A 12,728-nucleotide genomic window follows, 5' to 3' on the forward strand; every position below is an offset into this window, starting at 1 on the left:
AGGAGCTTATAGATGACGATTTTGCAGAAATTGCAATCCCCGGCTGAACTTAAGGGGTTGAGTATACCCGAACTGGAAACCCTCGCCGGTGAGTTACGGGAAACGATTATCGCCACGGTGGCGACCAATGGTGGGCATCTTGCCAGCTCACTTGGCGTTGTTGAATTAACGATTGCCCTGCACCGGGTCCTGGATTCGCCGCAGGATAAGATCGTCTGGGACGTCGGCCACCAGGTTTACGCCCACAAATTACTCACAGGCCGCTTGGCACAGTTTCCGACTTTACGGCAACTCGATGGCCTCAGCGGTTTTCCCAAACGACATGAAAGTCCGCATGACGTCTTCGATGTCGGCCATTCCGGCACCTCGATCTCTGCAGCTTTAGGGATGGCAGCGGCTCGCGATGTCCTCGGAGGAACAGAGAAGATTGTCGCGGTCATTGGCGACGGATCCTTGACCGGCGGCATCGCTTTTGAGGGGCTCAATCATGCCGGTCACCTCAAACGTGATCTCATCGTAATTTTGAACGACAATGAGATGTCAATCTCCGCCAACGTCGGAGCTCTGTCCGATTTTCTCAATCGCAAAATGACCTCTGATCTGGTCGTTCGCCTTAAGCGCGAAACGGAGAGTTTTCTGGGCGGTCTCCCCCGGTTTGGTCGCGAACTCCTGCAGATTGCCCGGCGCGCCGAGGATTCAATCAAGGGTTTCCTGACTCCGGGGATGCTCTTTGAATCCTTCGGTTTCAATTACGTCGGACCGATCGACGGCCACCGCCTTGATCTGCTCTGTGAAATGTTGCAGAACGTCAAGAAGATGAACGGCCCGGTCCTGGTCCATGTCGTCACCCGTAAAGGGAAAGGCTACCCTCCGGCAGAAGCAAATCCGTCCCTCTTCCACGGGGTCGGGCCCTTTAACCCGGTGACCGGCGAAGTGCAAGCCGGGAAGGGGGGGCCGGCGAGTTATACCGCCACTTTTGGCAGAATGATGGTCGATCTTGCCGAGAAAGATCCCGCCGTCGTTGCGATTACAGCGGCGATGTGTGAAGGGACTGGTCTTAATGAGTTTGCCGCCCGGTTTCCCGACCGTTTCTTTGATGTCGGTATCGCTGAACAGCACGCTGTCACCTTTGCCGCCGGTCTGGCGAATCGTGGTCTTAAACCGGTTGTCGCCCTTTATTCAACCTTTTTGCAGCGGGCATACGATAACGTCCTCCACGATGTCGCTTTGCAGAATCTACCTGTTGTCTTTGCTTTGGATCGAGGCGGTCTGGTCGGCGCTGATGGTCCGACGCATCACGGTCTCTTTGATTTCTCTTACCTGCGTCATATCCCCAACATGGTTGTCATGGCACCGCGTAACGAGGAAGAGTTGCGGCGGGCTCTGGTCACCGGGTTAGCCTATCAGGGACCCTTTGCGTTTCGTTATCCGCGCGGCAATGGTTTCGGCGTCCCCCTGTCGATCGATCCGCAACCGCTGGAAATCGGCAAGGGGGAAAAATTACGGGGTGGTAAAGATGGGGTTATTTTTGCCATAGGGACTGCGGTTGCAGACGCGTTGACAGCTGCAGTGATTTTAAGTGCGGAAGGTTTGGAGTTGTCAGTAGTCGATGCCCGTTTTGTCAAACCACTTGATCTCGAATTGCTAACGAAAGAAGCGGCGGCGCATCGTTTTGTTGTGACTGTTGAAGAACATGTCCTGATGGGAGGCTTCGGTTCGGCGGTCACAGAGGCATTGACGCAGGTGGAAATACATGTACCGATTCTGATGATCGGCCTGCCTGATCTCTTTGTCGAGCAGGGAACACAAGCTGAACTCAAAGCCCGTTACCGTATCGACAGTGAAGGGATTGTCAAGTCAATCCGGAACTTTGCAGCCAGGTGTGAAGAAGTCTTGTGAAGGTTGTCGGGACGATAAATCCGTGTGAAGGGAAAATGCCTTGCGACATAAGTCGCAAGGCATTTTCCTATCCGTTGAGGGTAGGGGCCTTACCCCGCTTGTAACGATGAATGATCCCCGCCTTTTCGAGGGCGAGGGTGGCATGATGGGCGAGTTGAATGGCAAAGTGTAAATCGTGTTCATTGAATGCTGCTCGATCTACTACGCCGGACAGAATCAAGGTGCCGACAAGTCGGCCGCGCATGCGCAACGGTGAGACGATGAGCCCTGGTTCGGCAAAGAAATAATCCCGTTCCTCATCTGTCTCCATGGCACGAATTCGGGGGGGATACTCGGCGATGATCATCAGTGGTTTATCGCGCCGGGCGATTTCACTGACAAGACCCGCGGGAATGCCACTGGCGTACTTGCGACAGATCTCTTCGTTGATCCCTTCACCGACTTTGAGACGAAAAACTGTTGCAGATCGATCGCATAGAATGATACATCCGCGGCTGGCGCCGGTCTCGCGCATGGCCGAGGAGACGAGTTCGGTCAGCAGATCTTCAATTTCGTCTTTATCTGCTAAACGTTCAATCGAATCGTTTAAAGCCTTCATCATCTTCAGCGACGACTGCAGAGAGCGGTTGTGCTCTTCCAGTTCGGTCAGCAGAAGTTTATTGTGACCGCGCAGGCGGATGTGGCTAAGTGCGCGATCAACGGCATTATAGAGGACTTCACCGGTATCGATCGGCCGCACGATAAAATCGTAGGCGCCGAGACGCAAGGCTTGCATCAAGTTGTAGGAGGAGGCATTGTGCGTGAGTAAAATAACCTCAATTTCCGGGTTCGCCTCTTTGGCGATTTTAAGGAGAAAGAGGCCGCTCTTGGCCGGAAGTTCCGTCTCGGTAAGGATCAGGGTCACCTCTTCCGACGCCAGTCGCTGCATGGCATCTTCGCAGGTGGTCGCAGGAATGACGTAGTAACCCCTCTCGGCAAGCAATTGCTGCACGACTAATCGGCGCGGTTCAATGTGATCAACCAGCAGTATTTTTTCAACAGATGAGATATGTTCAGCGCTCATATACACTGCCCTCCACAAATGGTCTGTGATCATAGCATGCTCATTAATCCCGGCGAAATAAAATTTATCAGGAAAAGTCGTATCTATGCAGAAAACCATATGACTGCAGTCGGATTGATTGCGGAATATAACCCTTTCCATAACGGCCATCGCCACCATCTGCAAGAGTGTTTGAAAGTCTCTGGTGCCGGGGTAGCGGTGGCGGTGATGAGTGGTCACTTCCTGCAACGTGGCATGCCGGCGATGCTCGATAAATGGGTGCGGACAAAGATGGCCCTTGCTGCCGGTGTCGATGTGGTTCTTGAGTTGCCGGTGGTCTGGGCCTGTAACAGTGCTCCCCATTTTGCCGACGGCGCCGTCGCGCTCCTTGAAGCCTGTGGCGGAGTCGAATCTCTTTGCTTTGGAAGTGAGAGCGGGGAACTTGCGCCGTTGCAGGAATGTGCTGCCCTTCTTAACGCTTCGGCCGGACGGATTGCACAGGAGACGGGACAGGCACTGCGAACCGGCATCTCTTATCCGGTTGCCAGGGCCGCTGCGATGCAGGAGATTCCCGGGGCGGCTGAACTTCTCGCCACCCCGAATAATATCCTTGGCATAAACTACCTTCAGGCTCTCGCTGCTCGCAGTAGTTCTCTTCGTCCCCTGACCATCCCCCGCATTGGCGCCGGCTATCATGACTGTATCCCGCACGGTGAAATTGCCAGTGCCACCGGGATTCGTTCTCTTTATAGCCGCGGCGAGGATCTCTCCCCCTTTATCCCGTTGGCTGTGCTACCGCATTTACAGGCAGCTCTGCAGGCGGGAAAGGTACTGGATCTATCCCGCCTCTTTCCTTTGCTGATGTCTAAACTCAGTGACGAACCTGCCGCCCTGGCCGCTATCTATCAAGTTGAGGATGGTATTGCCGAACGCCTTTGCCAGCAGGCGCGCTTTGTCCATAATCTTGCAGGGTTGATCGATAGCGTTAAAGTCCGCCACCTCACCGTCTCGCGACTGCAGAGAATCCTGTCGTATATCCTCCTTAATCTGACGACGGAAGAAGTTCAGGCGCAGTTGGCTGGAGGCCCTCCTTATTTGCGTCTCCTCGGAGCGACAGCCAGGGGCGAGCATTTCCTTGCCTCCACCCGCAAAAAACGCACTCTCCCCCTCCTGGCTAATCTCTCCCGCTCCGCGCCGCAGCTCAAGAAGTTTTACGGGGCAGAGAGTTTGGAATGTCAGCGGGCAATGGCTCTGCTGCGTCTGGAAGTGAGAGCAACACGTCTCTACACGCTCCTGCTGGCGCATTGGTCCGGCAAGGACCGGAATCAGGATTATTTCGAGGCTGTGTGCAGGGTGGGTGATGAGGGCAGGGGAGGATCCTGATAAAAAGGGTGTCGCTATCCCTTTACAATTGCACCTTGAATACCTATGATGTCCGCCATTCAACAATTGTCAACCAACCCAAGGAGTCGATCATGTCCCGTCGTTTATTGCTTCTCGCTACTCTCCTCCTCTGTGGATTCACCCTCTCCGGCTGCGGTTACAACAAGATTCAAAGCAATGAGGAAGCGGTCTTTGCCACTTGGGCCGATGTTGAGGCCTCTTATCAACGTCGTGCCGACCTCATCCCCAATCTGGTCGAAACTGTCAAAGGTTATGCGGCGCATGAAAAGGAGACCTTGCAGGCGGTCACCGAAGCCCGCGCCAAGGTCGGGCAGGTGAGCCTCAGCGCCAAGGATCTCAATAATCCGGAAAATCTTGAAAAATTCCAGGCAGCACAAGGCCAACTCGGTTCAGCCCTTTCGCGCTTGCTGGTCGTGGCCGAGCGTTATCCTGATCTCAAGGCCAGCCAGAATTTCAGCGATTTACAGCATCAGCTCGAAGGGACGGAGAATCGCATCAATGTTGCCCGGCAACGCTATAATGCGTCAGTGCAGACCTTCAATACCTCGATCCGTACCTTCCCCAACAGCCTGACCAACAGCATGCTCCTTCATCTTGAGCGCAAAGAGCCGTTTAAAGCGACGGCCGGTGCGGAGCAGGCACCAGGCGTGAAGTTTTAATTGATGCGGCGCTTTTTAGTTCTCCTTTTTTGTCTTGTCACGCTGCCCTTGACTGCCGGAGCCTTTGATGTCCCGCCGGTGCAGGGGTATGTCAACGACTTTGCCGGGCTCCTGTCGCCGGCCGCCAAGAGCCAGATCGAAAATTTCCTCCGCAACTTCGAAGCGAGCGATTCGACCCAGGTCGTTGTCGTCACTGTGCCGAATCTGCAGGGGGAGCCGATCGATATGGTGGCGCTGCAGATTGCCGAAACCTGGAAGATCGGGCAGAAGGGGAAGGATAACGGCGCCCTGTTGCTGATCGGCAAGGAAGATCGCAAGATGCGCATCGAAGTCGGCCGGGGACTGGAAGGACAACTCACCGACCTGCTCGCCGGGCGCATCGTCGACAATGAGATCGCTCCGCGCTTTAAGCAGGGCGATTTCGAGGGCGGCATCGCCGCCGGCGTCAACGCCATTGTCCAGTCGGTGCGCGGCGAATACAAGGGGACAGGAAAGACCGGTCGCAAGAAAAATTCCGGTCCCTGGTGGGTCTTTCCTCTCCTCTTCTTCGTCCTCCCTCTGCTCGGTCGTTTGAACGGAAGCGGCCGGGGTCGCCATAGTGGCGGCTACTGGGTCGGCGGCGGTGGATTTGGAAGCGGTGGGGGCGGGGGAGGTTTCTCCGGTGGGGGCGGCGGTTTCAGTGGCGGCGGTTCCTCCGGCAGTTGGTAGCGAATTCGACAGGAAGCTATAAAGAAATGAAGAGAGCTGAAAAGTTTTTTACCGAAGAAGAACAGACCCGCATCAAGGCAGCGGTGCAGGCCTGTGAAGCGCGCACCAGTGGCGAAGTTGTGCCGGTGATTGTCGATGCCGCTTACGATTATCCCAAGGCCGAGATCATCGGCGGCGGTTCATTTGCCGTCGGCCTGGCCCTCTTTGCCAACTGGTTTTACGTCGGCGCCTCGCACTGGGTCTTCCCGGTGGTCCTTCTCGCCCTGTATTATCCCTGTGTCCTGCTGATTCGCTTTCTCCCCGCCTTGAAACGCATCCTGATCTCCCCCATTGAATTCGATGCGGAAGTACGGGAAAAAGCCCTGGTCACCTTCGTCGAACACGGCATCTACCGGACGCGGGGCGGCAGCGGTATCCTGATTCTTATCTCCCTCTTCGAGCATCGCGTCTTTGTTCTGGCCGACGCCGGCATTAACGAGCGCGTCCCCCTGCATACCTGGGAGGAGATCGTCGCCACCGTCACCAAAGGGATTGTGGAGGGGCACGCCTGTGACGCCCTGTGTCAGGCGATCGGCCGCTGTGGCGATCTCCTGGCCCATGAGTTCCCTCGCCAGGATGACGATCATAACGAATTGCCGGATCTGATCATTGGCGGGAGATTGCGCTAAGAAATCCCTATCTGCGCCGGAGCCGGGCCAACTTCTGACTGAGCCGCAGAATCAATCCCTGCTGGCTGTGCAGGGCGCCGTAGGGACAGAGTTCATGGCAGCAGAAGCAGAGGATGCAACGCTCTTCATCGATGTGCAGACGGTCGTTGCGGATCGCCATGGCGTGCGGAGGGCAACTCTCGACACAGATCCCGCAGCGCCGGCATTTTTTTCGGTCCACCACCGGTCGCGCACTCAGGGCCCGCCGCAGGGGGCGTTGCAGCCACTTCGGCACCCCGAAGTGGACCGCGGTATTCTTCGCCGGTTTGAAAGCCCGCGGGCGCAGCGTCGCCAGGGGCGCACCGCAGAGTTCGATATCCTTCAGAGAGGTCCAGGGGCGATGGCTGCGTTTTGCCTCGACCCAGGTCCAGATCGTCTCCGGCGCCAAACCGGTCAGCTCAGCAGCCACAACATCGACCGCCATCGGTTCAACCCCGGCCATAAGGACATTAAGCTGGATCGGGTCGCCACTGCCGGGACCATCCCCCTCCATCGCCAGCACCCCGTCAACAATCGTCAACGCCGGCCTGATCTCCTCCGCCAACTCCAGCAGCATCAACGCAAAGAAGCCTTTATCCGCACCGGCCTGAAGATGAACATGGGGTTTGCGTAAGCCGACCACGGCGCCGAAGAGGTTCTTGACCGCGCCGGTCATCCCCATCATCTGGTGGGTCTTGAGCTTGGGGAGGTTGATGATGACCTCGGCCTCGACAATATCGCGGGCAATCTCAAAGTGATGGAAGGTGCCGCTGCGGGGGGTAATGCGTACCGATTCGCTAAAGGGGGCGAAAGTTGCGCCGGTCTCTTCGATCACCGTCAGAATTCCGCAGCGCTGCGCCACCTGCTGCGGCGTGCCGACGCCGGGGGAATCACCGACCGAGACGATGCCGCCGGCACTTTGGGCGAGTTCGATGACCGCGCGGACGATCTCGGGGTGGGTCGTCACCGCCGCCTCAACCCCTTTGCCGGCCAGCATATTCGGTTTGAGCAGGACGCGCTGCCCCGGCCGCACAAAGACAGTCATCCCGCCCAACGGTCGCAAAAGTTCTTCGATCGCCGCCTTGGTGAGGTGGCGGTCATAACTGTCAAGGTGTTGCAGAACGACGCGGGTCTTCTTCATGAGAATACAATCAATAAGATAAGGAGGGGAGGGGACTTAAGTCACGCGCAGGGCATCGATCGTAGCTTCAATCGATTCACGATGAAAAATCAGGGAGTTATGACCGAGCCATTCGATCTCAATCGCTTCCGCCCCGGGGAGCTCTGCGCTCTCGGCCGGGATGACGAGATTATCGTGAAGACTGTAGATGGTCACATAACCGACCTTTTCACTCAAGGGGGCGGCATTGAGCTCGGTGAGAAAGTCGGAACCGGGCATGAGATCGCGACCGAGGGAACTTAAAGCAAAGGGCGCCAGTTTTGAGCCGGCATTCGGGGTGCCGAGCATGATGCAGTGGTTAACCCGTTTATCTCCGCCCAAAAATTCGATATAGTAGCGGGCCAGGAGTCCGCCCATCGAATGGCCGACAATATCGACCTGCTCGGCGTCATAGGTCACCAGCGTCTCCTCAACGGTCTCGGCAATCTTCCGCCCCAGGCTTTCGACCATCTCATAGGGGGGGAGATTCATCGTCACCACCGGAAAGCCGCACTGTTCGAGGCGTTGTTTCATCAGAAACCAGACGGCGCGGTTTTGAAAAAGTCCATGAAGAAGAAGGACCGGACGCTTTTGCGCCACCTTGATCAAAATTTGCGGTTTTTGCGGGAGAAGACCGAAGGGATAGGCACAAACGACGAGAAAGATTGACCAGGCTTCGACGAAAATCAGCCGCAGCGCCAGATAGCGGCGTTCCGGCAGGAATCGTCCGGCAAGCAGCTGCGGGTCGCGGTTGGAATATTCGTACCAGGCCACAGCACAACTGGTGGTGACAACCCAGAAGATCAGGATCCAGAGAGCGATAAAGAGGACAAGGAAAAAATAGAGTATCGACATAGCGCCTCCTTGGCTTAACAATTATGCACAGCCGTGGTTAACCCGTCAATCACATTGAACGTTTGAGGATTAAATGCATACGCTGATCGCTCGTTTTGAGAATCATCTGACCATCGAACGGAATTCCTCCCCCCATACCCGCAGCGCATATCGCAGCGATCTGGAGGATTTTTGTCGTTTTCTCGCGACAACTTACAACTTGACCGATGCCAGCCAGATCAAAGAGATCGATCGCCACACCCTGCGGCGCTATCTTGCCCAGATTCATGCCACCCATAACAAGGCGACGATCAACCGCAAACTTTCGACGTTGCGCAGCTTCTTCCTGTATCTCGTCCGCGAGGGGATCCTTGCCGTCAGTCCCGCCGCCAGTCTTTCTGCGCCGCGCATCGACCGCTATCTGCCGTCGGTCCTCACCGTCGATGAAGCCAGCGCTCTGATGGAGGCGCGCCCCGCCAGTGACGAACTCTCACTGCGCGACCGGGCGATTGTCGAGCTCCTGTATTCCTGTGGCCTGCGGGTGAGTGAAGCGGTCGGGCTCAACGTCGGCCATCTCGATTTTGCCCAGGCACTCGTCCGGGTCTTCGGCAAGGGGAGAAAAGAGCGGATCGTGCCGATCGGCAGCAAGGCGCAAGAAGCACTGCACGATTATCTGACGCAGCGGGGGACGCCGGGAGAGGAGGAAGCACTCTTCCTCAATCATCGCGGCGGACGCCTGACCGCCCGCAGTATCGAGCGCAATCTCAAGCAGCGCCTGCTCGACGCCAATATCACGCGTCGCGCCACGCCGCACGCCCTCAGGCACACCTTTGCCACCCATCTCCTGGATGCCGGCGCCGATCTCCGCTCCATCCAAGAACTCCTCGGCCACGTATCGCTCTCGACGACACAGAAGTATACCCAGGTGAGCGTCGATCAACTCCTCAAGGTTTATGATCGGGCGCATCCCCGTAACCGCAAAAAATAGCAGGTCAAAACATTGGTTAACATAATATGTATTATGCGACGTATTATGCGACGTAACTCTGAACTTCGAGGGGGACCGCTGCCGCCCGGCTCCGCCGGGTGGTTGTGGTCACCAGACAAGCGCAGCGCGTCAGCGACGTTGCTTGTTATCCCTTCCATATCTGAACAGATGGGGGGTGGATCGTGTTGAACATGTATCGGAAAATCAGTGTCCGTCTTGATGCCGATCTTGCCGACCGTCTTCAGCTCCGCGCAGATAATGAGCGGGTTCCGGTGTCTTACCTCCTCCGCCATTGCGTTCTCCGGTTGCTGTCTGGTGACCTTCAAGAAGAAAAAGGACGGCGTGCCCCCGGCGATCGCGCAGGCGGATGCGTCCGGGGGAGCGGCGGCGTCCTGGAAGATCTCAACCCCAAGACTCGGGCCGAACAACTCCAGGACGAATTTCGTCTTCTGGTCTGTTCTACGTTCGATGCTCTGATAAAGCAGGGATGCGAGGTAAAAGAGGCCGTAAAACGAACAAATTCGGCCTTGAAGGAGAGAAAACACCCTTGGGCAACTCATGACGTCGTTTCACTCGTTCTGAGGAAATCAGGCCGGTTCCGGAAGTCTGTGAGGGTATAAACTTGACGCATGTCCGACAATGGCCGCAAGATGACGGACAATCTTTGTCGTCGTCTTGGGAAAAAGGGAGACTATGTTCTGTAACATGTTGAAATCATTCAACAATCTATGTATTATGCGACGTTGAATTAACGCATAATCAGCTGACGGATGGCCTCCTATGAAGTCCCAAAGAGGATCTTCAAATCCCGAAGTGGATCTTCAATGTCCCATAGATGATACTACCCTCCTTCTTTGTGCGTGAATTAACGCTCACAGCTTATTCGCTGCACTGATCCCTGCTCTAATCAATTAGGTCAATATTTTCAATCGCGCAATAATGACCCTTCCGCAATTTTTATGAGCATTCACATCTGGCCTATCAAGATGTTGGGGTTAGCAAAATAGCTAATCCCTAGCCTTAGCTATGACTCGTAAGTGGTTGACTTATAATTGTAATTAGGTTTATTAGATTGGCTGATTAAGCTTGAGTGCTTTGGCGTTTCAGTCAGCCAAAACAAGGCCGCAAGGAGGAATGCAATGGGTTCAGCCTTAACAATTGATTTGTTACCGGGAAGCAACTTTGTGTTGCATGGCATGCCGTTCATCATTCAAGGCAGGCTGAGCATGAGTCATGTTCTTGCACGCTCAGAGGATGGGAAGCTTACTAAGCGTGTTCAAGTCTCAGAGATTCTTGCAAGCCACAACAACCCACCCTCACGCAAGGTCCCTGCCCTTGAACTTGTTGATGATCATCGCTGGGCTGAAGCTGTTAATCGGCAAGCAGCTATTCTTAAAATTGACCAAGGAGAAGATACGAAACTTCTTGCCGAATCTGTGAACATTACTCCACAGCACCTACTGGTTCTTCGTCATAAATACGAAGAAAGAGGCCTTGAAGGTTTGGTTAAACATCGACCTAGTGGTGGTGTTGGGAAATCCAGGGTAGGTGAAGCATTGGAGAAGGTGTTGGTTAGCGCGATTAATGATGAATACCTGACCAAACAGAAAAAGTGTGTTGAAGCGGTGTGTCGGGAGGTAAAGCTACGCTGTAACTGTGCAAACATTTCCCCTCCTGGTCGTAGTACGATTTATCGCCGGTGTTATGCAATCGATGAGCAAACGAAAGAAAAGAAGCGCCACGGATCTAAGTCTGCAAAAGACAAATATGCGCAAACGTTTGAGGGGTACCAGGAAGCCACTCGCCCACTGGAGATTATCCAGATCGATCACACTCTGATGGACATCATCATAGTCGACGAAGAAACAAGGCAACCGATAGGCAGACCCTGGTTGACGATTATAATCGACGTATATAGCCGAATGGTCGTAGGTTTTTATATTTCTCTAGATGAACCGAGCGCAATGTCCGTAGCGTTGTGTCTTCAGCAAGCCATCTGCCCTAAAAATTCATGGCTTGAAGAAAGAGAAATCAAGCATGAGTGGGATATCTATGGACCTTTTGAAGCGATCCACATGGATAACGGCAAGGACTTTCACAGCAAAACATTGCGCCGAGGTTGTGTAAAACATGAAATCAGCATGTATTACCGGCCAGTCGGTAAACCTGAATATGGCGCACATATTGAGCGTTTGATTGGAACCTTTATGGGTGAAATGAAACTTCTGCCCGGGGCAACTTTCAGCAATATTGATGAAAAAGGGACTTATGATGCAGAAGAAGAATCGGTCTTTACATTACTAGAGCTTGAAAGATGGTTCGGCACATTGATCACGGGCAAATACCACAAGAAAGTCCACTCTACACTCCACATGAGTCCCGAACAGAAGTTTCTTGAAGGGTTGCAAGGCAGTCAGATGGTACCTGGGGCGGGGATCAACCGGGTAATTCTAGACCAGGAAGATCTGTTGATGGACTTTACGCCCTATTTCGAACCAACAGTTCAAAACTATGGCATACAGATTGACAACATTCGCTACAACTCTCCTTTGTTGAAGCGATACGTCAATGCGATCGACAAGAAAACCAAGAAAAAACGGAAATTTCTTGTTCGCCGTGATCCGCGCGATATCAGCTTTGTTTACTTTTGGGAGCCTGAAGAACAACGCTATATCAAGATCCCTTACCATAATCCGGAAAATCCGGCCATCTCCCTGTTTGAATATCGATGGGCACTAAAGGAACTCAAGGCGCGTGGGAAAAACGGACCGGTAACGGAGCAGGAAATATTCCGGACTTATCGTGAACTCAAGGAGATTGAAGCTGAAGCTGTCAGGAAGACGAAAAAGGCGCGCAGGCAAAGCGAACGGAAAATGCTTCATAGGATGACCACCGGTGATCAGAGGCCAACGAAACCCCCGTCAATCCCCGAGATTGATGACGTGCCTGTGGACGAGGAAATCTTACCATTTGATGAAATCGAAACGACCAACGTATAACCAGGAGTAGTCTAGTCATGAAACGAAACCTAATCCCTGAAGTCGAAGCGCTTCTAGATAAACCTGATGACGAACGCATCGCGTATGCTCAACAGGACAAATGGGTCGGATATCCCTTCGCTAAAGCTTTACTCGACAAGATGGTGCGCCTTTTGAGTGCTCCTCGTACGATACGGGTGAAAAGCATGATTGTTGTTGGAGACCCAAACGCAGGAAAGACAACGATAAAGTTAAGGTTTTTAAACCTAAACCGAGGGTGTAAAAAACTTTGTGTAAATGGTCATCGTCGGTTACAACCCGTAACCACTGGAGGAACCGATGGCCATACCGAAAGACGTGCTCGACTGCCT

The 12,728-nt window shown here is 54.1% G+C and carries 12 protein-coding genes; 8 read left to right on the forward strand and 4 right to left on the reverse strand.

The annotated features are described in order from the left end of the window. The first annotated feature begins 12 nt into the window (after positions 1-12). On the forward strand, positions 13-1,899 hold the full coding sequence (dxs, locus tag CVU69_10070) for a 1-deoxy-D-xylulose-5-phosphate synthase (protein ID PKN11946.1): 1,887 nt from the start codon (positions 13-15) through the stop codon (positions 1,897-1,899). A 67-nt stretch (positions 1,900-1,966) separates the two neighbouring features. On the opposite strand, the gene CVU69_10075 is transcribed toward dxs, so the two are convergent. Continuing rightward, entirely contained in the window at positions 1,967-3,121 is a 1,155-nt protein-coding gene (locus CVU69_10075; protein ID PKN11947.1) for a hypothetical protein, read from the reverse strand. Here CVU69_10075 and CVU69_10080 point away from each other — a divergent pair. The 4 genes from CVU69_10080 (at position 3,062) to CVU69_10095 (ending at position 6,380) form a co-directional block, all read left to right on the forward strand. Then, positions 3,062-4,324: a nucleotidyltransferase gene (locus CVU69_10080; protein ID PKN11948.1), complete on the forward strand. Its 1,263-nt coding sequence runs from the start codon at positions 3,062-3,064 to the stop codon at positions 4,322-4,324. The two genes, CVU69_10075 and CVU69_10080, sit on opposite strands and share 60 nt — an antisense overlap. 92 nt (positions 4,325-4,416) lie before the next feature. Beyond that, positions 4,417-5,004, forward strand: coding sequence for a hypothetical protein (locus tag CVU69_10085; protein PKN11949.1), 588 nt, complete (start codon positions 4,417-4,419; stop codon positions 5,002-5,004). Next, complete coding sequence (locus CVU69_10090; GenBank protein ID PKN11950.1) at positions 5,005-5,712, forward strand: hypothetical protein; 708 nt, start codon at positions 5,005-5,007, stop codon at positions 5,710-5,712. Between the two features lie 26 nt (positions 5,713-5,738). Continuing rightward, a complete protein-coding gene (locus tag CVU69_10095; protein PKN11951.1) occupies positions 5,739-6,380 on the forward strand; it encodes a hypothetical protein in 642 nt (213 codons plus the stop codon). A 7-nt stretch (positions 6,381-6,387) separates the two neighbouring features. Here the strand turns inward: CVU69_10095 and CVU69_10100 are convergent, their stop codons facing one another. Beyond that, a complete protein-coding gene (locus CVU69_10100; protein PKN11952.1) occupies positions 6,388-7,539 on the reverse strand; it encodes a (4Fe-4S)-binding protein in 1,152 nt (383 codons plus the stop codon). A 36-nt stretch (positions 7,540-7,575) separates the two neighbouring features. After that, a complete protein-coding gene (locus CVU69_10105; protein PKN11953.1) occupies positions 7,576-8,412 on the reverse strand; it encodes a hypothetical protein in 837 nt (278 codons plus the stop codon). A gap of 73 nt (positions 8,413-8,485) precedes the next feature. Between CVU69_10105 and CVU69_10110 the strand changes: the two genes are divergently transcribed. Next, positions 8,486-9,379, forward strand: coding sequence for a tyrosine recombinase XerC (locus tag CVU69_10110; protein PKN11954.1), 894 nt, complete (start codon positions 8,486-8,488; stop codon positions 9,377-9,379). Here the strand turns inward: CVU69_10110 and CVU69_10115 are convergent. Continuing rightward, on the reverse strand, positions 9,343-9,924 hold the full coding sequence (locus tag CVU69_10115; GenBank protein PKN11955.1) for a hypothetical protein: 582 nt from the start codon (positions 9,922-9,924) through the stop codon (positions 9,343-9,345). The two genes, CVU69_10110 and CVU69_10115, sit on opposite strands and share 37 nt — an antisense overlap. A 594-nt stretch (positions 9,925-10,518) precedes the next feature. Between CVU69_10115 and CVU69_10120 the strand changes: the two genes are divergently transcribed. Both CVU69_10120 and CVU69_10125 read left to right on the forward strand, forming a co-directional pair. Beyond that, positions 10,519-12,378: a transposase gene (locus CVU69_10120; GenBank protein ID PKN11956.1), complete on the forward strand. Its 1,860-nt coding sequence runs from the start codon at positions 10,519-10,521 to the stop codon at positions 12,376-12,378. A 17-nt stretch (positions 12,379-12,395) separates the two neighbouring features. Next, positions 12,396-12,728 (forward strand): hypothetical protein (locus tag CVU69_10125; GenBank protein ID PKN11960.1); only part of this gene is annotated, 333 nt, incomplete at its 3' end.

The sequence above is a fragment of the Deltaproteobacteria bacterium HGW-Deltaproteobacteria-4 genome, from assembly GCA_002841765.1.
Classification (GTDB): domain Bacteria; phylum Desulfobacterota; class Desulfuromonadia; order Desulfuromonadales; family UBA2197; genus UBA2197.

Coding starts and splice junctions, on each gene's coding strand:
- dxs (PKN11946.1), top strand. CDS start 13: ATGACGATTTTGCAGAAATTGCAATCCCCGGCTGAACTTAAGGGGTTG.
- CVU69_10080 (PKN11948.1), top strand. CDS start 3,062: ATGACTGCAGTCGGATTGATTGCGGAATATAACCCTTTCCATAACGGC.
- CVU69_10075 (PKN11947.1), bottom strand. CDS start 3,121: ATGGTGGCGATGGCCGTTATGGAAAGGGTTATATTCCGCAATCAATCC.
- CVU69_10085 (PKN11949.1), top strand. CDS start 4,417: ATGTCCCGTCGTTTATTGCTTCTCGCTACTCTCCTCCTCTGTGGATTC.
- CVU69_10095 (PKN11951.1), top strand. CDS start 5,739: ATGAAGAGAGCTGAAAAGTTTTTTACCGAAGAAGAACAGACCCGCATC.
- CVU69_10100 (PKN11952.1), bottom strand. CDS start 7,539: ATGAAGAAGACCCGCGTCGTTCTGCAACACCTTGACAGTTATGACCGC.
- CVU69_10105 (PKN11953.1), bottom strand. CDS start 8,412: ATGTCGATACTCTATTTTTTCCTTGTCCTCTTTATCGCTCTCTGGATC.
- CVU69_10110 (PKN11954.1), top strand. CDS start 8,486: ATGCATACGCTGATCGCTCGTTTTGAGAATCATCTGACCATCGAACGG.
- CVU69_10120 (PKN11956.1), top strand. CDS start 10,519: ATGGGTTCAGCCTTAACAATTGATTTGTTACCGGGAAGCAACTTTGTG.